Source organism: Streptomyces sp. NPDC104313 (genome assembly GCF_055583985.1).
Genome location: NZ_JBVJMW010000004.1, coordinates 1 through 20,283, shown reverse-complemented (window position 1 = coordinate 20,283; position 20,283 = coordinate 1). Strand labels below are relative to the sequence as shown.

9 protein-coding genes and 4 pseudogenes are annotated in these 20,283 nt (G+C 66.2%); 3 read left to right on the top strand and 10 right to left on the bottom strand.

Features of this window, described 5'->3' with window-relative positions; translation table 11 throughout:
• The 4 genes and pseudogenes from ACZ60Q_RS10560 to ACZ60Q_RS10545 form a co-directional block, all read right to left on the bottom strand.
• Window positions 1-327, bottom strand: a complete 327-nt coding sequence (locus tag ACZ60Q_RS10560) for a transposase (RefSeq protein ID WP_469631371.1) — start codon at window positions 325-327, stop codon at window positions 1-3.
• Between the two features lie 149 nt (window positions 328-476).
• A complete protein-coding gene (locus ACZ60Q_RS10555) occupies window positions 477-959 on the bottom strand; it encodes an Imm1 family immunity protein (RefSeq protein WP_469631368.1) in 483 nt (160 codons plus the stop codon).
• Window positions 956-1,801 (bottom strand): polymorphic toxin-type HINT domain-containing protein, encoded by an 846-nt coding sequence (locus ACZ60Q_RS10550; protein WP_469631365.1) that lies wholly within the window; start codon window positions 1,799-1,801, stop codon window positions 956-958. The genes ACZ60Q_RS10555 and ACZ60Q_RS10550 overlap by 4 nt, the downstream gene beginning before the upstream one ends.
• Window positions 1,802-1,968: 167 nt before the next feature.
• Window positions 1,969-2,214 (bottom strand): annotated as a pseudogene (locus ACZ60Q_RS10545) (IS30 family transposase); the annotation flags it as partial.
• 47 nt (window positions 2,215-2,261) lie between these two features.
• Between ACZ60Q_RS10545 and ACZ60Q_RS10540 the strand changes: the two are divergent.
• The 3 genes and pseudogenes from ACZ60Q_RS10540 to ACZ60Q_RS10530 all read left to right on the top strand — a co-directional run.
• Window positions 2,262-2,567 (top strand): annotated as a pseudogene (locus ACZ60Q_RS10540) (integrase core domain-containing protein); the annotation flags it as partial.
• An 18-nt stretch (window positions 2,568-2,585) separates the two neighbouring features.
• A pseudogene (locus ACZ60Q_RS10535) lies at window positions 2,586-2,867 on the top strand (tyrosine-type recombinase/integrase); the annotation flags it as partial.
• Between the two features lie 120 nt (window positions 2,868-2,987).
• Window positions 2,988-3,344: a helix-turn-helix domain-containing protein gene (locus ACZ60Q_RS10530; protein WP_469631362.1), complete on the top strand. Its 357-nt coding sequence runs from the start codon at window positions 2,988-2,990 to the stop codon at window positions 3,342-3,344.
• A gap of 59 nt (window positions 3,345-3,403) precedes the next feature.
• Here ACZ60Q_RS10530 and ACZ60Q_RS10525 read toward each other — a convergent pair whose 3' ends face one another.
• From ACZ60Q_RS10525 to ACZ60Q_RS10500, 6 genes and pseudogenes are all read right to left on the bottom strand, one after another.
• A complete protein-coding gene (locus tag ACZ60Q_RS10525) occupies window positions 3,404-10,357 on the bottom strand; it encodes an RHS repeat-associated core domain-containing protein (protein WP_469631360.1) in 6,954 nt (2,317 codons plus the stop codon).
• 178 nt (window positions 10,358-10,535) lie between these two features.
• A complete protein-coding gene (locus ACZ60Q_RS10520; RefSeq protein WP_469631357.1) occupies window positions 10,536-14,204 on the bottom strand; it encodes a LamG domain-containing protein in 3,669 nt (1,222 codons plus the stop codon).
• 29 nt (window positions 14,205-14,233) lie between these two features.
• Window positions 14,234-15,874, bottom strand: coding sequence for an FG-GAP repeat domain-containing protein (locus ACZ60Q_RS10515; RefSeq protein WP_469631354.1), 1,641 nt, complete (start codon window positions 15,872-15,874; stop codon window positions 14,234-14,236).
• 640 nt (window positions 15,875-16,514) lie between these two features.
• On the bottom strand, window positions 16,515-19,076 hold the full coding sequence (locus ACZ60Q_RS10510; RefSeq protein WP_469631351.1) for a DUF4118 domain-containing protein: 2,562 nt from the start codon (window positions 19,074-19,076) through the stop codon (window positions 16,515-16,517).
• Between the two features lie 122 nt (window positions 19,077-19,198).
• Window positions 19,199-19,870 carry a potassium-transporting ATPase subunit C gene (locus ACZ60Q_RS10505; protein WP_469631348.1) on the bottom strand — a complete coding sequence of 224 codons (672 nt, stop codon included), beginning with the start codon at window positions 19,868-19,870 and terminating at the stop codon, window positions 19,199-19,201.
• Window positions 19,871-19,876: 6 nt separating this feature from the next.
• Window positions 19,877-20,283, bottom strand: a pseudogene (locus tag ACZ60Q_RS10500) (potassium-transporting ATPase subunit B); the annotation flags it as partial.

The following is a 20,283-nucleotide window of genomic DNA, read 5'->3' as shown; positions in this document are numbered from 1 at the left end:
CTACGAGGGTGTGAGTGGCCGGTCGAGCTCGGCCGCGAAGAAACTCGCCGCGGCCTTCAGGATGTCGTTCGCCCGCTTGAGCTCGGCGTTCTCCTTCTTCAACGCCTTGAGCTGGGCGGACTCCTCCGTCGTCGTCCCTGGGCGCTGGCCCGCATCGATCTCGTGCTGCTTCAGCCAGTTCCGCAGCGTCTCACGGGAACCGATGCCGAGCTTCTCGGCAACCGCCTGCAGAGCAGCCGTCTCGGTCGGGTAGTCGTCGCGTACCTCGGCGACCATGCGCACCGCACGACGGTGGAGCTCAAGCGGGTAACGGGAAGGTCGTGCCATGACTCGATCCTTTCACGAAATCGAGTCTCTACTCGAAGCGGGGCGGTTCAGTTGGCGGGGGCGAGGAAACATCTTCCTCGCCCCGCCAACATCGAGCAACTTATACGATTACACACATATGTGATAATCCTGGCGGTTTCCTGATGGCGCTAGCCTGCGTCGACCCATCCGACGCAGGACGGGCGTTCCCCGCCTGTTGCCACGAACTCCTTTACCGCTTCGCGTACCTTCTCAATAGAGATTTCCGAAGAGATCAGAAACTCAAAGGGGCTCCCGTTTTGCGAGTAGACAACTATGTCCCCTTCGGTCGCCGTTGCGAACGTAACCGCAGAAGCGCTGCCCCTGACGCCCTCACTCGCGGATCGAGTGTTAGGGATCTCGCACGTACCGTCCCCGGAATCCAGGACTCCTGCATTCCGATCTCTGCGGACGCCGGCAAAAAGTCGGTGGTCCGGCATATCGAGAGGCCCTACGAGAGGGCGATCCAGTGAAAACATCTCCACCGAATCTCCGCTTCCGTCACTCATTAGGAGGGTGTCGATCATGTCATCGACGTCCGCCGGCGAGAAAAGGATCCGCGGCTCCTCGTTATGCTCCGGTAGATAAACTGCTTGAATTCCTTGCCTTGTCATTTTCGACCCTTTTGCTTTCTGTTGGGTGATCCATTTCCGTACGTGTGCACGTTACTGAACCCCCCCTTACCGTCGGGCCAGTATACCGTGAGCGTTCTGTTGCCAAGCAGGAGATTGAGCAGCTGATCGCATCCCTGCATCTCAAGGCAGGTCCCTGTCGGATAGTTGATCACGATGCTGGAATTATCTATACCGCGTTCCACCATGTCTGCTGCATACTTCAACTCTGCATGATCGGCGCGGTTGATATTGTAGCTGACGCCCATGAGTTTTTTTAGCTTCTCATTGGCGAGTTCGTACAAACGATAGTTCTCCCCCGTTCTGCCGCTTGAAATGGTCTGAGGTTGCCCATTCTCGTCGATGTATCGACCCAATGTCGGCTGCTTTTCCTTCCATTCGGGAAGGCTTTTCCCAAGGCCCTCTGCGTCGAAGTCGAAGCAATTGTGAACGAGAACTGGGGTGTTTCCTGCCAGTACGTAGTAAGTGTGGACTCTTGCTACGGACAGGTTGTATGTGGTTGCGGTGAGATGGTAGGACCTGTTTGTCTGGACCTTGACAGGCTTGGCATCATCGGGGGCGCGAAGAGTCATCCCCTTTTGAAGGTCTGCCGCCTTGATCCAAGCATTCTCAGACGGTGACCAGAAGGGGTGTTCGTATGTCGGATTCAGCGTCTCCGGGCCGTTGGGGGTGGCAATGGTGAGTTCGTTGAACCACTTGTCATTCTTGGTGACGATCTGTCGGGTGACCTGCTGGAGGCTGCTTTTGCCGGTTACGGGGTCGGTGGCAACGACCTGATCGCCGGGCTGGACATCTTCGATGGTCTTGGTCCGGCCGCCTGCCATGAGGACTTTGGTGCCGGCAAGGAAGCAGCTGTCACAGGCTTTACGAAGACGTACCTTTTGCGCGACTTCCTGAAGCTTATCGAGCTTGCGGAGCTTGAGGATTTTGCCTGCGGGGATGACCTCGGCGAACGCTATGGCGCATTGAGTGAATACAGGGGCGTCAATGTGAAGGACAGGTATCTGCCCGAGGGCGGGCTCAGCTGGATCGATGGCATGCCGCCACGCTCACGGAACCACCGCGACCCCACCACCGGGGATACGCCGCACGTGACCGCCGCCGCCTCGCTGGTCATCCCCTCGGCAATCTTCACCCAGAAGACCCGTTCCACCTCCCGCCGGATCGGAGGCGTCCCCGGCGAACGCATCGCCGGACGCCCCGTCATCCGAGTGGCCCATCCCGTCGGCCGGCCCATCCAGCACCTCCAAGATCGAGGTGTTGCGACGATCAGTTGAATCCACCCAGTACACCAGCTTCCGGCTCGCCACCCACCTGGCCGCCGAACAGATCGCCGCGTCGATCGGCACCGTCGGGGACGCCCTCGACAACGCCCTGATGGAGTCGACCATCGGGCTCTACAAAACCGAACTCATCAAACCGCAGCGGCCCTGGAAAGCCCTCAGCGACGTCGAACTGGCCACCGCCGAGTACGTCGACTGGTACAACCATCGTCGACTCCACGGCGAGATCGGCCACGTCCCACCCGCCGAATACGAAACCGCCCACTACCAGAACACACAAAAACAGCAGGTCACAGCCACAATCTAGAGTCTCTACCGAACCCGGAACGGTTCACGCCGCTTCCGCAGCTTCCTCGAACGGGCCGGACTCCGACGCATCCGCTTTCACGACCTACGCCACTCGACCGCCACCCTGCTCCTAGAGCAAGGCGTCGAACTCGTCGTGATCAAAGAACTCCTCGGCCACGCCCACATCGGCGTCACCGCCGGCGTCTACGCCCACGTGAGACTCCGCCTCCAACGCCAAGCCATCGATGCCCTGAGCGGCGCCCTGGGGCACACCGAGGAACCCCCTGACGAGCCGCCTGCCGCAACGTTCGTCCGCTGACGTTGCCGTCACCGTTGCCGTCAGACACCGCGGAAGCCCCGCCGGAATAAAGACTCCGGCGGGGCCGCCTTCAGGTTTGAACGCTGGCGCCAAACTTGGTTGACTTAGTAAGGTGCAAGGATGACACAACGGTTTGCCGATATCTTGCAGGGCCTCATGGAGAACCGCGGACTATCACCCCGGGCTGTTAGCCGCGCATCGGCACGGGCTGAATCGACCATTCTGCAATTGCTCCATGGAAGTGTTCCACCGTCACCGGAAATACTGAAAGATCTCGCGCCAGCATTGCAGATCTCCGAAGCCGATTTGCTCGCAATTTCTGGCCTTGCGTCAACGCCAACCGCCAGCACCCCCAGGACCTACCGTAATTCTGCTGAGATCGGCGAGCTAGTTTCGATTGCGAGCTCGCTATCGGATGGACAACTTCGGCGATTGATCGACGTTGCCCGCAACCTGAAGTCGGAAGATCATAACTAGGCCACAAGTCCGCCCCCCGCCCGTCCACTTGGACGGGCGGGGGGCGGACTTGTGAGAACTCAACCGAAGTTGAAGGGGTCCCACCTCGCTCCACCCACGTTGAATCCATTCCTGTTCAGAGCATCTCGCGCCACCGACTCCATCCCAGATCCATTCGGCCTATAATGGCCGGAGAAGTTACCGAATTCTGTGATGGATCCGTTTGATACGTCAAACGTGCCGGCCATGGTCACAGGCCTACCTCCAGAGAGGCTTGTATGCCCCGCCCATATACCCTCATCGAAGACGCTCTCGTGAAACGTTCTCACTGAACCACCCGGTGTCACGACGTAATGGTAATTGCCGTCTTGCAGATTTCCTCCCCTGGTCACCACTGCACTCTCGGGGAGGGGTGCCTGCGGAGTGGCGTCCGTGCCAGGGCGTCCGGCAACGTACATCCTGCTCTGAACAGTGCTCGGACTGCAATTGTGCACAAGCACCGGAGTTTTACCCGCCAGCACATAGTACGTGTGGATGTCGCGGATGGTGAGGTCGTGGGTGCGCTGGCGCTGTTCAAAGGTGCGGGTGGCGGCGACCGTGACTGTGTCTCCGTCGGCTGTGCGGAGGGTCATGCCGGGTGTGAGGTCCCCGGCTTCGATCCACTTCCCCTCAGAAGGGGACCAGAAGGGATGGTTGATGGTGGAGGTGAGGGTAGCGTTCGAGGTGTTGCTGTTCGCCTCGCCTGTTACGCCTCCCCGCCCGGCCTCGGCATCCCCCTCTGTCTTGCCGTCGAATCCAGCGGGCTTCTTGCCGATGGTGAGGTCGATGAAGTACTTGTCGTCTTCGGTGGTGATGGTGCGGACGACTTGACGGACAGTTGTCCTGCCTGTTTTCGGGTCCGTGGCGATGAGCTTTTCGCCGAGCTTGACGTCCTTGATCGGCTTGGTCTTGCCGTTCGCGGCCAGGACCTTGGTATCGGGCAGGAAACTGTGCTTCTCGCAGATCCCGGAGGCGGCTTCCGCTGAACGCTTCTTCGCTGCTTTCAGGGCTGATTCGGCCCGAGCCAATGACTCCTTCGCCTTGGTGACCTTCTTGGAGGCGCTGATCATTCCGGCAACCCCGCCGACAATGTCATCCACTAGGCCGACGACCCGCTTGAGGAGCTTTCCGCCCTTTTCCCACCCCCAGGGGGCTCCATATTTCGCGAAAAGCTTTCCTGCTAGGCCGCCGGAGAAGCTACCGGCGATGTTGAGGACAGTTTCTCCACAGGCTCCCAGGTCTCCTGTAGAAAGGCAGTCGAGGCCGGCCGTGATGCCGATCTCATCCATGAGGATCTTGACGATGGCCTTGGCGGCCCGAACGGTGCGCTGTCTGGCGGAGGAGAACTGCTGCTCGGCAGCCGCCTGGCCTGATGCGGCCTCGTCCTTGGCTTTCTCTGCGTTATCCGCGTCTGCGTCAGCGCGGTTGGTGATCGGTGTGCGGGAGCAGCTCCGGGGGTCGGAGGAGCCGCAGTCCGCGTAGAGCCCGCTGGGGTCGGACAGGGTGACGGGGCTGTTGTCGGCGTAGGCGTAGCCGTTGATCTGTTGAGGGCGGGTGTAGTCGATGATCGGGTCGACGGAGATGAATTTGCCGAGTTGGGCGTCGTAGGAGCGGGCGCCGATGTGGGTGAGGCCGGTGGAGGCGTCGGTTGTGCCCCCCACGAAGCCCTTCTCGCCGGGCCAGGTGCCGTTGGCCTTGCCGCGATCGACGCCGTAGGGGTCGGAGCGGCGCTGGGTGACGGTTCCGGTGGCGGAGTCGATGGCGAGTTCGCCGGTGCCGTGGTGGTCGGAGGCCAGGAAGGACAGCTTGTTGTCGCTGGTGCGGATGGCGATGGTCTGGCCGGCGTGGCTGTAGTAGCGGGTGGCCTTGACGGTGCTGGAGCCGGCGGCGAGGGAGAGTTCCATGCCGGGGAGGTAGACGGTGGTGGCGTTGGGGTCCTTGCGGACCAGGCGTGAGCCGTCGGGTCCGTAGATGTAGGTGGTGTCGCCCGCGGAGGTCTTGATCCTGGCGGGTTGGCCGGTGGCGTTCCATTCGAGGGTCTGGGTGTTGCCGCCGATGACGCGGGTTTTGGTGTTACCGCCGTCGTCGTAGGTGTAGGTGGACTGGCTGTTGCCGGTGGGAGTGTTCTCCACGACTTCTGTGACCTGGTGCGGTCCGTCGCCGGCCGTGCCCGCTCCGCCGTAGCTGTAGGTGCGGGTGATGTCCTTGGCCGCGTCGCGGCCGACGTCGTGGACGACTTCCTTGTTCCGGTTGCCGATCGCGTCGACGCTGTACGACTTCCAGTACGGGGCCGGGCCGTTCAGCGCGTTCGCGCCGGGAGCGGCGTCGCAGGCGGAGGGCTTGGAGGCGTCGAGGCCATTGCTGCCGAGGGTGCCCGCGCCTTGTGCTGTGGCGTTATTCGCGGCGGGGGTCCACGCGTCCTTCAGGCGGGCGCCGGTGTCGTAGGCGAAGCATTGGACATCGGTGGTCGCCGTGGAGCTGGTGTTGGCGGTGTCGGCGATGGAGAGGACGTTGCCGGCCTGGTCGTAGGTGTAGGAGGAGCGTTTGACCGGGTTGGTGGCGCCGGCGACGTCGACGGTGGCGGTACGCAGGCGGCCGGTGCCGGCCTCGTAGTCGAAGGTCTGGCCGACCTTCCTGCCGCTGCCGGTGTGCAGCTCCAGGCCCATGACCTGGCTGATGCCGGAGTAGGTGGTGCCGGTGACGTAGGAGGTGGTGCCCGTCAGGGTGGTGGGGCGCTGGAGCTCGTCGTAGCCGTAGGTGAGGGCTTCGGCCGGAAGGCCTCCGGCGGCGGGCAGTCCGGTCCCGCGGACGGTGCCGTCACGGTTGTAGGCCGTTGTGAACTCATAGGTTCCGCGGAGCTCGGCCTCGGTGTTGGGTACGGCGTAGAGGGTCTTCAGCGGACGGTAGAAGTCGTCCATTGAGGTGACCGAGGAGCCGATGTACTGGGTTGCGTTCACATAGCGCATGGACGCCCATGCGTGGCCGAGCCAGCCGGCCTTGTCGTACCGGGTCTCGGTGAGCTTGGTGCCGGTCGTCGGTTCGCCTTCCCACGTGAACGTGGGTCGGGACAGAGAGTCGTACTGGGTGGAGACCTTCTTGCCGTTGCCGTCGATCGCCCATTGCACACGGTCTAGTTCGTCGTAGTGCGTGGTGGCGGTGCCGGCGTCGGGGTCGATGGATTTGACCTTGCGGCCGAGCTGGTCGTATTCGTAGGTCCAGGCGTTGTTCTTGGCGTCGGTTACGGTCTTGAGCTGGCCGTTGAGAGTGTAGGTGTACTTGGTGTCGTCGTAGCCGAGCAGCGCGTCGGGGCGGTCTCCGCGGTAGTGGCGCAGCGTGGTGGTACGGCCGTCGGCGTCGGTGGTGGCGGTGGAGGCGACGCCGCCGGCGGGCGGGTCGGTGTGGATCAGTTCGCCGTCGTAGCGGGTGGTGGTGCGCCACTGCTCGGTGCCTGCGTGAAGGCTGATCTCGGCGGTGGGGCGGCCGAGGCCGTCGTACTCGGTGCGTGTCTGTGCGCCGACCGCACCGTTGCCCGCGATCAGGAGCCCGTCGCTGGGGGCTCCGGCGGCCCGGTAGGTCGAGTTGGTCTTGACGGCCTTGCCGACTCCGTCGTACCAGGCGTCGGCGACCATGCGGGTGCCGTCGGGGCCTTCGGTCTGTTTCTGACGGCCGCGCAGGAGGCTGTCGTAGAGCTCGTACTCGGTGCCGTACGTTCCGTCGGTCTCGACCTTTTCGGTCTTGATGGCCGTGGGCAGGTCGGTGCGGACCAGGTAGGAGTACTTGATGCTGGGGGTCTGGGACTTGGCGCGGTCGGGAAGCCAGACGGAGGTGAGGCGGCCGATCGCGTCGTGAGCGAGATCGGTGCGTTTGCCGTTCGGGTCACTCTGGCCGGTGGCGGCGCCGCGCGCGGGGTTGTAGTCGGTGGTGGTGGTGTGGCTGGCGGCGTTGGTGGCGGTGGTCCGGGTCAGCAGGCCGTCGGCCTCGGTGTACTGGGTCTTTGTTTCGTTGTTCTTGGCGTCCTTCTGCCACAGAGGGCGCCCGAAACCGTCGTACCCGGTGGTGCCGGTGGTCTGATAGGTGGCGGTGGTGCCGTTGTGGGCGGTCATCCTCTCGGTCTTGGTGGCGTCGCCCTTGGTGGGGGGCGCCCCGAACGCACCGTTGTCGTAGGAGGTGCGCTCATCGGCCAGGATCTGCTGGGAACGGTCCGGTGTGGTGGCGCACTTGACTGTCACCCCTTCGCTGCGGGAGGGCAGCGAAAGGATGTTCTTGTCGGCGTTGTCCGCGTAGTACGTGCGGGTGCAGGTGTCATCGGTGGCGGTGGAGACGTCACCGAGGTCCTCGACGTGGGTGACCCGGCCGGTGCGCGTGGCTGTGTCGTAGGTGGTGGTGCTTTTGGTTTCACGCCAGCCACCGGCCGATAGCGGGGTGAAGCCCCGTTGGACTCGCGGCTTGGAGATCACGGCGTATCGCGTTCCCCAACTGCGTGTCTGCGTCGCGGTGTTGTGCTTCCACGGCTGGCTGATTGTCCGGGAGGCGATAGCGCTGCCGTTGTAGGTGACTGCTTCCAGCTCGTGGCCGGTGTACTCCTCGGCATCCGTGTGCTCGGTGCCTTGGGAGTCCTTGACCTTGATGTTGCGCGTGGCACCGTCGGCGTCCTTGTCGCCGTCCATGCCCTGGAGATAGGTGTAGTCGATGCGGGTGGACTGTTTGTCCGCGGTGCCGCTGGTGACCGAGACCTTGCCGTAGCCCTGCCAGTTGCCCCAGGTCAGGAACTTGTCCTCGGTGATGCCGTCGGGCTTGGCCTTCCGCCATGCCGCGTCACCCTGGTAGTTGTAGCGGGTGACGCCGCTTTCGCCGCCGCCGGTGCGGTCGGTCTCGATGATCTCGGCGACGACGTACTTGTGGAACCAGTCCGTAGTGGGTTCCAGATAGCCTGGAGGCGCCCATTTCACCGGGTAGCAGCGTTTGGTCGACGCGCCGGGCTTCGGCAGGGTGGACTTGGTGCAGTTGGTGGCCGCGTAGTTGACGGTCAGCTGGGAGCCTGTCTCGCTCAGCACGGTGGACAGGCGATAGCGGTGGAAGGGGGCGATGTTGTCGCCGACCGTGTCCACCCGGTTGGCCAGTTGTTCGCCGAACAGCTCGATGGCCGGCATCTTTACGGCCGTGCCGTCCCGGCCCTCGTGCTGGATCTTGTCAAGCCAGAGGGCCTTGGAGTCGTCGCCGTTGTCGTGAAACCTGTGGGTGAGCGACCAGTGGTCCACGTCCCGGTACGTGGTGGCGCCTGTGCGGATCTGGGAGGTGATACCGGTCAGCCGCTTGGTGGTGAAGAATGTCTGGCCCACCGTGCACTTGGTGCTCGCGGCGCACTCTTGGTCGACCGGGACGTCGGGCCAGTTCGCTGCGTTGGCTTTGGTCCGCTTGGGCTGGGCGCAGTCGAAGGTGTCGGTGGGCAGGCAGCGTTCGGTGACCTTGAAGTCGATGCGGGCCGGGGCCTTGGCCGCGTAGGCCTGGCCGTCGCGCTGACCGTAGTCGATGCGCTTGAGGTGACCGCCGCGGTGGTAGGCGGTGCCGTTGACATCCGTCTTGCCGTTCAGGGCGTAATAGTTGGTCTCCGGCTCGTAGAAGTAGGACATCACGTTGCCGTGCGTGTCCTTGACGTGGTCCAGGCTCCAACGCCAGGCCTGCTTGCAGTGGGCGGAGGCGAACGTCGCGTTGTAACAGTGCTCGCCCTTGTCGTCACCGAAGACCGGCGCGGTCCAGGTCGACTTGGTCTCTTCGTTGCCTTTCGCCCATCCGGGCAACTGGTTGAGGCCGAAGGAGTACTCGGTGCCATCGGTAGTGGTGACGACCCAGTGCTCTCCGTCGTTGTCGCCGTTCGTCGCGCCGGTGCGCTGCTCGACCTTGGCGCCGTCGTCACTGGACAGGTGCCACTTCTTGGTGGTGTCGTCCTGGACCAGCTCGCTGGACTGCCCGTTCAGCAGGATGGTGGCGTTCTCGAACGCCCAGCACTGCTCACCGGATGAGGGGTGCCCGTCCTCCGAGCACGGCTTGTAGCGGCGCTCGATGTATCCGGGGTCGTAGGAGAAGCCATCGCCCACCCAGGAGCCCTGGTTGTTGGTGGCTGCGGTACGGCCGTCAGCTGCCTGCGAGGAGTACCCGAGGCCGACCGTCGGCACCAGACCACCGGGTGTGGGCACCGCTTTGAGCGGATAGTTCCATGAGAAACCGCCTGAGGAAGCCGCCACGCTCCAACTCGACGACGGGGCGAGCCCGGTTGCCTTGTAGGTGCCCTGCGCCGAGGACGGCCCTGCTGCCACCGCGATCAGGCCGGGTGCGCCGGCGTTGCTGCCGGTGGCTCGAGGAGAGGCGGTCACCTCGGCGGACAGGGTGCGGGCCTGCGGGTCATTGGTCGTCGCCAGGACCTTGGGGGTTGCCGGGCAAGCCTTGCTGCCCGGGGTGGCCACTGCCGCGCACGCCGGCAGCTCGACCATGCGCAGACGCGAGCCGTAGGAGCCGCCATAGCCCTCGGCGAAGGAGGAGTAGTCGATGTCGAGGCGTACGGGTGCGGAGCGTTCCGCGTCGTCGGCGCGCTCCACCTTGAGTACGGCGCTCGCGCCCAGGCGCTTGGCGTCGGCCGCGCCCAGCACCTCTACCGCGATCTTGTCCGGGGCGGTGGTCGTCCTCCTGCCCTGGACGGAGGCGGCTGCGACGGGGAGGGAGCCGACCATTACGCCGCGGGAGGTCTTGGTGCTCGGGGCCGCGACCGTGATCTCCGCGTCGGCCCTGCCGGGCCAGGACGGCTTGTCCAGACGAGGGTCGACGGTCTTGCGCATGGTGTTGGCGGGCCGCTTGGCCGCGTTGGCCGTGGACCCCTCGACCACCGGGACCGGGTCCTTCGCCCGCTCCAGTTCTGTGGGCCTGTCCGCGGCTGACGCCACCGGTTGCAGTAATGCGCCGCCGAGCGCGAGAGAGAGGACGAGCGCGAGAGATCCCCCCACGCGTCTGGGTATGAGCTGGTCGACCAACCGGCCACGGAACGGCATCTGGACTCCACACATCGGTAGCGGCGCAACAGGCGTGCGGGCATGTTGGCCGGGCGCATGCATCATGCGAGAGGGATGAAGGACGCGAGAGCGGTGAGGGGCAGGACGTTCTTGTCCCGCCCCTCACCTCGGGCTACATGTCGGGGATGGCGGTCTGGAGCGACAGTTGCTTCACTACGGTCGGATCGAGTGCCCCGTCGTACGCGCGGACCTCGTCGATCGCTCCGGCGAAGTGCTCCGCCGAGCCGAGCGCCGAGCGCCCGACCTGGAGTCCCTTGGTGGTGGACCACAGTGTGTTGTCCGTGCCGTGTGCCGTACTGGCGAGCTGGCCTTCCACATAGAGACGGATCTCGTTCGCGAAGGCGTCATAGATCACCGCCAGGTGCTGGCCGGAGCCGCCGGTGTCGGGCAGTTCCTGGTCGTCCTGGAACACCTTGACCGCCGCCGACGCGGCGTCCGTGTCGGCCACCGCCAGCTCCCAGCGCGATGCGAGGCCACCGTTCGGATCGGGACGGAAGCGCACCTGCACACGGTTGGCGGCCGCGCCCGGCAGGGAGAGCACCGTCTGCGGGACCGTGCCGTCGACGGCGGTGAGCTGGGCGCGAGCGGTGACCGTGAAGCTGCTCGCCCCGTTGGACGGAGCGGCTGCGGTGGCCGCGTAGTCGCCTGCCCCGTCCAGCACCAGGTGCCCTGCGCCGACCAGGGCCGGCGGATCGGGCGAGGCGAACGGGTCATCGGGGTCGGTCGGTGCGGGCTTGTAGACCCGTGCGTCACCGGCCAGGGTCAGGGCTTGCCCACCACCGGTCTCCGCCGATGTGGTGCCGCTGGCGGAGTCGAGCTGCCAGTAACCCTTGCGTGTCGGCTTGATCGTCATCAGCTCCGCGACCTGGCCGGCCGGCAGGACTCGGTCGAACACCCGCACCTCGGCGAGGTCGCCCTTGAAATGGTTGCGGTATCCGCTCTTTGCCAGGGCTCGGCCGATCTGGAGTGAACCGTAGGTCTTCCAGGCCGAGCGGCGCTGCGCTGTCCCGACGGAAGTCTTGTTCACGTACAGGCGCAGTTGCGGGCCTCCGGAAGCCTGCGCGTCGTAGACACCGGTCAGCAGCACCCACGCGTCCTTGACCGGGACGAGGGGATTGCCGTCCGTTCCCTTGGCCACAGCCTTCCACTCCCCGAGAGTGTCCACGTCGGTCAGTGGTGTTTCGAACGCCCACGTGCCGACCGTGGTGTCGTAGCCCAGGGTGAAGCCGGGCACTCCGGTACCGTCCTGGCTGACCACCGTCATGTCGCGGCTCAGATCCGTGGGTCGCACCCAGGCGCTGACGCTGAAGCTCCGGGCGGTGTCCAACACGGTGTTGACCGAGTCGAGATAGGCGTTCTCCGTGCCGTCGAAGGATGCCGCGGCATCCGCCCTGCCGCCCGGGCCGATTGCCCCGAAGGCGACGCCGGAACCCTTGTCGGCAGCGAATTTGTCGCGCTCGTCGTGCGCCGAGGTGCTGTCCGCCGCATCGGCAAGGTTCCATTGCGCGGTGGCGGGCCTGCCCTCGGTCACCAGGAACTCGTAGCGGGCCTTGGTGCCGGCGTTCCCCGCCTTGTCGACGGAGATCACCTCGACCCAGTTCCGGCCCCACCTCGAAGGCGTCCACGTAACCGAGACCGACCCGCCGGCTTTGGAGGGCTTGGCGGCCGTAGTGGGGTCCGCGTCGCTGTTGAAGCCGTACCGGTAGGACTCCACGTCGGTGTCCGGGACGGAGTCGTTGGGGTTGGGCGCGAAGGTGAAGGTACCCGCTGTGCCCACGCCGTCGTGCTCGACGGAACTCGAGGGATACTCCAGCGAGTTCACCAGCGGCTTACCCGGCTTGGTCTTGTCGAGAATGAACTCGCAGCGTTGCGGAGCACCGTCCGTGCTCCACGGCCCCCAGCCGTCACCGTCGTAGGCCCGTGCGCTCCAGTAGACGACGACGCCTTCCGGAATGGCCGTCTTCACCCGGTGCCTGTACGGCGTGGTGGAGGTCGGCGACAGATACGAGGTGTCGTATGTGTACGAGGTCTCGGTAGCTGCGCCCTTGGGCGTCCACGCCACCTTGAACTGCACCTTCACCTTGTCCGTCTTGCCGTCGCCGTGGTCGGGGTCGGAGGCGTGGGCGGTCAGCATCGGGGGCTCTTCCGCATACGGGCGGGAGCTGCCCCACTTGCAGGAACCGCCGGGGTCCGACGACATCTTGGCAGTCGACATCTGTCGGGGCAGGTTGTTGTAGCTGACCGAAAGGTGGGCTTTGCCACAGATCCGCTTCCACTCCGCGAACCGTGATTCGTCCGCGGCACGCAGCCCCAGAGTCATCGACGACCAACCGTCTGTCGCGGCTGCCTTGAGCGCACCGGTCAGCTCCCCGGAAGCCCCGCTCTCGAAGTGCAGGTTGGGATCGCCTCCACATGAGGTGGGCGAGATCGCCTTGTCCACGGTCTCCAGGTGATCGACCCACTCGTCCTTGGTGTTGTTCCAGTCACTGGAGGACGACAGGGCGCGGTTCTTGCCACCGACCCTGTACAGCCGGATCGGCTCAGCCTTCGGGCTCGCACTGTAGATGTGGGCGACGCGGGCGGAGAACGACGCGCCCAGGATCTGCTTGCCCTTGTAGAACGAGATGGGCATGGTGAACAGCACCCGGCGTACGCCGACGCCGTTGCAGGAGACCGGGTTGTAGTCGGTGGGGCACTTACCCACCCCTGCGGAGTCGGAGTACTTCCAGTCCTGCTCGGACGGCATCCCTGACATCACACCGGTCCAGGACGTGCGTGGGGTGGTCCGCTGGGTGGGGTCGATCACCACCGGCCACACCGTGTCGGCGTCCTTCAGCAGCGCCTGGTCGGGCGTGAGGGTCAGCTTGTCCTTGCTGACCTCGATGTCCAGAGGTGCCCTGCGGCCGCCTCCGCCCGGCCCGTCCAGAGCCGGATCGAGCTGGGCTTCTCCGTTCTGTGGAGCCGCCCGCGACCGTTTCACCCTCGACAGCCCGGCCCGGGGCGTTCCGCTCTCGGCGGTCGCGGCCGAATCCCACATGGTGGGCCTGCCTGCCTCGAAGACCGTGCCGTCGACCTCAGCATCCTTCGCCACGATCGCGCCGGAGGCGTTCTCGGCCACCTTCAGCCCTGACGTCCTCAGTCCAAGGTCGATCTTCGCCATCTCGGGGTCGGCCGCTGCCTGAGGCGTCTTGACCACGAGCAGATGTCCGAAGCCGTCGGCCTCGGCCCGCACCACGAGGTCGACTCCGGGGTGGACCTCCGAGTAGGTCGCGGTGGCCCCCTCGACACTCGGTGCGGGAAGCACACCGTCAGGCCAGGTCAGCGACATCTCCCTGCCCGCGCGGCGCAACGTCACGAACGGCTCGTTCGTCGACCCTCCTGCGAAGGACAGATCCACGGTCGCGGCCTTGGGACCCCACCGGCCGTCCTTTCGCCTCACAAGCGTCTCGTCGACGTCCACCCACTTGCCGGACCGGATCGTGCGGATCGGTTCGGTGTACTCCCTCGCCTCGAACGTGCCGTCCGGCTGGGCGAACACCTCCCGGCGCTCCGAGCGCAGGCCGACCATCTCGACCGGCGCGCCGCTCCTGTCGGCCGCGGCCGACGCCGCCGATTCTGTCTGCGCGGGCCCCGACACCGCCACCGGCGCCGGCACCGGATCGTCCTTCCTCAGGTCCGGCTCGGCGGCGTCGAAGGTCAGCCCGGTGGTCATCACGGCCCCGGCAAGCACGGCTGCCAAGGCGGCGCGCAGCGCGAGGTCGCGCCCCATTCGTCTGGACACTCGTCCGCTCTCCATGTCATTCATCGCGGTCAGCGAACGGTTGCGCCGAAGGCGGCGACGTCAGTCGGGATTCCGCCCTCACCGGGCCTGAAGGTCTGGGTGGGAGCAGCGCCCGAGGCGACGTTCCACGGGAAGCCGTAGACCGCACGGCCTTGGGTCGGGCCATAGGGCATACCCACATACAGAAGCGAGGGACTGCTGCCCAGGCTCATGCCGATGAACTGGCGGGGTGCGGGTTCCCCGGGAATGCCGTGGCCGGGCTCGATCCAGCTGTCCGCCGCGCCGGGCGCACCCAGCATCGAGAACAGGGCGACGCCACCGCTCTCAGTGTGCTCCGCTCCGTACTCCTCACCCGGCACACCGACGGCAAGACGCATGGTCGCAGCCGTACCGACCGAGTTGGGGGCGCTGTTGACCGCGGCAACTTTCTGCCCGAAGAAGTCGCCGGGCTCAGCCTCCCCTTCGACGTCAGGCGCGTTCTGATCGATCCACTGGGTATGTACGACGGACTGGTCGGCCTTGATGTGGTAGACCTGCACCGCTCCGGCATCGACCGTGGTGGAGAGGTCCTCACCGGGGGCTCCCACGGCCAGCATCGAGTCGGTGGCGGTGGCCGCCCCGCTGGGCCGGTAGGGCGCCATCGACAGCGAGGTCCCGTATCCGTCACCGCCTTGCGCGGCGCTGTCGGGGCCCTCGACTCTGCCCTGCCCCATGCCGAACATCGGATCCGGTATACCGCTGGTGTTGAGCGAGGGCCGGAACGCGAGAACCGCACCGGCGAATTGCACGGTACCGATCGACTCACCGGGCGCACCGACGACGAAGTGCCGGTCGGTGGACGCAATCGAGGAACCGAAGCGGTCGTAGGGTTCGGTGTCCTCCCAGACGCCTGCGCTGTCCTGGCCGAACGGCGCGGACTTCAGGTCTGTTCCGTAGACGTAGTGCGCTATCCCGATATCCGCGCCGCGAGGCCCGTCCTCACCAGGCACGCCGACGACGAGGAAGGGAACGTTGGTCGCCGACTTGCCTGCGGCCAGGGCGTATCCAACCCAGTCCTCCGCCTCGTAGCCGTCGGCCAGTTCTCCGTCGGAGCCCTGTCGCAGCCCCACCGAGGCGACAGTTCCCTGGCCGAGGCCGGAAAGCGATCCATAGACCACATGCACCAGACCGGCGTCTTTCACTGTGCCGACGTCCTCATAGGGAATGCCGACCGCGATATCGGAGCATCCGTCCAAGTTCGCGTCGTACACAGCGATAGAGAAACCGAACTCGTCACCGCGCTCGGCTCCGTCGGAGATGTTGGGCGTATCCTGACTCAGCTCGAGAGTGCCCTTGCCGCCGCCGTAGACGATGTGGACGAGTCCTGCCCGCTCGATTCCGGAAACGGTGGCTTCCGGGTCCGCTATGGCGACGTCGCGTAGGCCGTCTCCGTTGAAGTCGGAGTCCGCTCCGGAACAGGCGGCGGCTGCCACCGGGCTCCGGACGTCCGTCCCCGACGCCGGTGCGGCATTGAAGGCCAGCGCGGTGGCCACTACAGCCCCGGCAAGGCCGGCCGCCAGGGCCGCGCGCAGCGCGAGTCGACGGCCCGCTCTTCTGATCGAGATCTCGCATTGACTCGACTGCGGTAAATCAGCGGTGAGTTCAAAGGAGAGCCGTCGGCTCTCCGTCACTTCGCCACCGCACTGAAAGCCTTGTCGCCGATGCTCGAAGACATTCCTGCCGCGAGAGGGCGGCCGAACCGGCCGTCATTCTCAGCGCCGCCACCAAAGCGCTCCGGCTCCTGGAGAAACCATAGGCTGCCCTTGTCACCAGCGCACACCATGTACACCACGTCGGCATGGGCAGGACCGTCGGTCGTCGCCCCGGGACAGCCGGTGGCCCGGTCCCGCTGCCCGCTTTTGTTGAGATACGGATCCGCGTCGGACGCTAATGCCGTCGCGGCCCCAGTCGGTGCGGCCAGCCACTCCGCGGCTCCGAAACGCGCTGCGCTCAGACCGAGCGAGCGCGCATGTGTGCGCCTCATCCCCACCCCCGTGTGCAACCTGTGAAAAAATCGTGACCATGCGGCAGGTGGAGACTACTTTTCCGGGTCATGCTCTTGTCAAGGCTTTACTCACGCCGAGATACCAAGCCTTCGCCAATCGGCCACTCTTGACTGGTTCTCACGTATTCCAAAGACGCCCGACCCAAGCGTGACGGACGGGGACGACATGCAGGTACGCGTACAGGCGGCCGGGGAGAACACCACCTGGTTGTCTGCTGATGTGCGCTATCCGCCCGACCGCCGGTCCGCCACCGGGGTGAGGGCGCCTACGCGGGCGCCCCTGGGGGCGCGTCCGCCCCTGGGGGCGCGTCCGAGGAGCCGGGCGCGGCGGTGGTGCCGCGGGGCAGGCTGAGGACCATGGTGAGGCCGCCGCCGGGTGTGTCCTCGGTGGTGAGGGTGGCCTGTATCGCCTCGGTGAAGCCCCTTGCGACGGCCAGGCCGAGTCCGACTCCCGCGCCTCTCGGGGCGTCGCCGAGCCGCTGGAACGGTTCGAACATGCGTTCCTTGGCTGTGTCGGGGACACCGGGCCCCCGGTCGACGACGCGGAGTTCGACGCGGTCGCGCAGGGTGCTGGCGGAGACGAGTACGGGACGTCCCTCGGGGCTGTACTTGACGGCGTTCTCGACGATGTTGGCGACGATGCGTTCCAGCAGGCCGCGGTCGACGGCGACCATGGGGAGCGTCTCCGGGATGTCCAGTTCGACGCTGCCGTCGGGGACGCCGCCCAGCGCCATGGGGACGACTTCGTCCAGGTCCGTCTCCCTGATCAGCGGGACGACGGTGCCCGTGTTGAGGCGGGACATGTCCAGGAGGTTGCCGATCAGCGCCGAGAGCCGGTCGGCTCCGTCCTCGATGCCTTCGAGCAGGGCCTCGCGGTCGGTCTCCGACCAGGCGACGTCGTGGGAGCGCAACGAGGTGACCGATGCCTTGATGCCGGCCAGGGGGGTGCGGAGGTCGTGGCTGACCGCGGCGAGGAGGGCGGTGCGGAAGCGGTCGCCCTCGGCGAGTTTGCGCGCCTCCTCCGCCTGGTCGACCAGGCGCTGGCGGTCCAGTGCCACGGCCGCCTGGGCGGCGAAGGCGCCCAGGACCCGGCGGTTCTCGGCGGGCAGTGCCCGGCCGCTCAGGACCAGCGCCAGGTTCTCCCCCACGGGGATGTCGACGTCGGCGTCCTCGGGGCGCTCGACGGGGCGGGTGCCGACAGCCGCCGTACAGGTCCAGGGCTCGACCTCGGCCGTCCGCTCCAGCAGGGCGACGGAGTCCATGGCGAAGGTTTCCCGGAGCCGCTCCAGCAGCGCGTCGAGGGAGTTCTCGCCCCGCAGGATGCTGCCGGCCAGGAAGGAGAGGATCTCCGACTCGGCGCGCAGTCGTGCCGCCTGGTGGGTCCGGCGGGCCGCCAGGTCGACGACGGAGGCGACGGACACGGCCACCCCGACGAAGATCACGATGGCGACGATGTTGTTGGGGTCGGCGATGGTGAACCGGCCCAGGGGCGGGGTGAAGTAGTAGTTCAGCAGCAGGGAGCCGAAGGCCGCCGAGGCGAGGGCGGGCAGCAGGCCGCCGAGCAGGGCGGCGGCGACGGTGGCGGTGAGGAACAGCAGCATGTCGTTGGCGAGCCCGAGGTCGGGGACGACGGTGCTGAGGAGCAGGGCGAGGAGGGCGGGGCCCGTGACGCCGACGAGCCAGCCCCAGACGACCCGGGCCCGCCCGAGGCGGGCGCCGCGGGCTATCGGCAGCCCCCGGCCCTTGGCGACGGCGTCGTGGGTGACCATATGGACGTCCAGGTCCGGACCGGACTCGCGGGCGACGGTGGCGCTGACGCCGGGCCCGAAGATGTACTGCCAGGACTTGCGGCGGCTGACGCCGAGAACGATCTGGGTGGCGTTGACGCCGCGGGCGAACTCCAGCAGGGCCGAGGGCACGTCGTCCCCGATGACATGGTGGAAGGTGCCGCCGAGGTCCTCGACCAGGGTGCGCTGGACGGCCAGTTCCTTGGGCGACACCGCCTTCAGGCCGTCGCTGCGGGCGATGTAGACGGCGAGGATCTCGCTGCCGGAGCCCTTGGCCGCCATCCGGGAGGCGCGGCGGATGAGGGTGCGGCCCTCGGGCCCTCCGGTCAGTCCGACGACGATGCGTTCACGGGCCTGCCAGGTGGTACGGATGTTGTGCTCGCCCCGGTACTGCTGGAGGTACTCGTCGACCCGGTCGGCGACCCAGAGCAGGGCCAGCTCACGCAGGGCGGTGAGGTTGCCCGGGCGGAAGTAGTTCGAGAGCGCCGCGTCCATCTTGTCGGGCCGGTAGATGTTCCCGTGCGCCATCCGCCGGCGCAGCGCCTGGGGCGACATGTCGACCAGCTCGATCTGATCGGCCCGGCGCACCACCTCGTCCGGCACCGTCTCACGCTGCCGGACCCCGGTGATCGACTCCACGACATCACCCAGCGACTCCAGATGCTGGATGTTGACCGTGGATATGACATCGATCCCCGCCCTCAGCAGCTCCTCGACATCCTGCCAGCGCTTCGCGTTGCGCGAACCGGGAACATTGGTATGCGCCAGCTCGTCCACCAGCGCCACCGCCGGAGCACGCTCCAGAACAGCGTCCACATCCATCTCGGTGAACACACTCCCCCGGTACTCCAGCTCCCGGCGCGGCAGAAGCTCCAGCCCGTGCAGCATCACCTCGGTCCGCGGCCGGTCGTGATGCTCCACGAAAGCCACCACACAGTCGGTCCCACGCTCGACCCGGCGATGCGCCTCGGAAAGCATCGCGTACGTCTTGCCGACGCCCGGTGCCGCGCCCAGGTAGATCCGGAGTGTGCCGCGTCCCATGGTGACTTCTCGTTCTTCCGTGGTGGATGGGCATCAGGGTGCGACGGACACACGTGGGCGGACACCGGTGGGGTGCGGAGGTTCCGTACCCCACCGGTGTCCGGTGTCCCGCGGCGGTGCCATCAGCCTTGGGTCAGGTTCCTGAGCGCGGTGTTCAGCTCAAGGACGTTCACCCGGGGTTCGCCCATGAAGCCGAGCAGCCGTCCGGTGGTGTGATCGGCGACCAGGTCCTTGACCTCCTTGACGTCGAGGTTGTTCTTCTCGGCGACCCGGTGGACCTGGAGTGCGGCGTACGCGGGTGAGATGTCGGGGTCCAGGCCGGAGCCGGACGATGTGACGGCGTCGGCCGGCACGTCCGCGGGCTTCACCGTGTACGTGGGCGTGGTGTTGTCCTCGACCACGGCCGTCTTGGCGTCGGTCACCCACTGGACCAACTCCGGGTTGTCGCCGGAGCGGTTGGTGGCTCCGGAGAGGATCAGGGAGTACTGGGTGTTGACGCTGTTGCTGCCGAGGCCGTTGGAGGGGCGGGGCTGGAACCACTTCAGGTCCGGGGCGGGTGACTCCTCACCCTCCTTCTGCGGGAGGTCGTACCGCTGACCGATGAGGGAGGAGCCCACGACCTGTCCGCTCCCGTCCTTGATCTCGGAGCCGTTGGCCTTGTCGTGGAACAGGGCCTGGGCGACGCCGGTGACGGCGAGCGGGTAGATGACCCCGCATACGAGGGTGAGGACGAGGAGGGCGCGGAGCCCCGCACCGAGTACGCGCGCGGTGCTGCTGACGGCGTTGTTGGTCATGGCGAATCAGCCGATTCCGGGGATGAGGGAGAGGAGCAGGTCGATGATCTTGATGCCGATGAACGGGGCGACGATGCCGCCGAGTCCGTAGACACCCAGGTTGCGGCGGAGCATCCGGTCGGCGCTCGCGGGCCGGTAGCGGACGCCCTTGAGGGCGAGGGGCACCAGCGCGACGATGACCAGCGCGTTGAAGATGACCGCGGACAGGATCGCGGACTCGGGCGAGGTGAGGCCCATGATGTTCAGCTTGTCCAGCGACGGGTAGGCCACGGCGAACATCGCGGGGATGATCGCGAAGTACTTCGCGACGTCGTTGGCGATGGAGAAGGTGGTCAACGCTCCTCGGGTGATGAGGAGTTGTTTGCCGATCTCGACGATCTCGATGAGTTTGGTGGGGTCGGAGTCGAGGTCCA

What these genes read in the sequence shown, in the direction of transcription:
- ACZ60Q_RS10560 (WP_469631371.1), bottom strand. Translation starts at nt 327, where the DNA reads ATGGCACGACCTTCCCGTTACCCGCTTGAGCTCCACCGTCGTGCGGTG.
- ACZ60Q_RS10555 (WP_469631368.1), bottom strand. Translation starts at nt 959, where the DNA reads ATGACAAGGCAAGGAATTCAAGCAGTTTATCTACCGGAGCATAACGAG.
- ACZ60Q_RS10550 (WP_469631365.1), bottom strand. Translation starts at nt 1,801, where the DNA reads ATGGCAGGCGGCCGGACCAAGACCATCGAAGATGTCCAGCCCGGCGAT.
- ACZ60Q_RS10505 (WP_469631348.1), bottom strand. Translation starts at nt 19,870, where the DNA reads ATGACCAACAACGCCGTCAGCAGCACCGCGCGCGTACTCGGTGCGGGG.
- ACZ60Q_RS10530 (WP_469631362.1), top strand. Translation starts at nt 2,988, where the DNA reads ATGACACAACGGTTTGCCGATATCTTGCAGGGCCTCATGGAGAACCGC.
- ACZ60Q_RS10510 (WP_469631351.1), bottom strand. Translation starts at nt 19,076, where the DNA reads ATGGGACGCGGCACACTCCGGATCTACCTGGGCGCGGCACCGGGCGTC.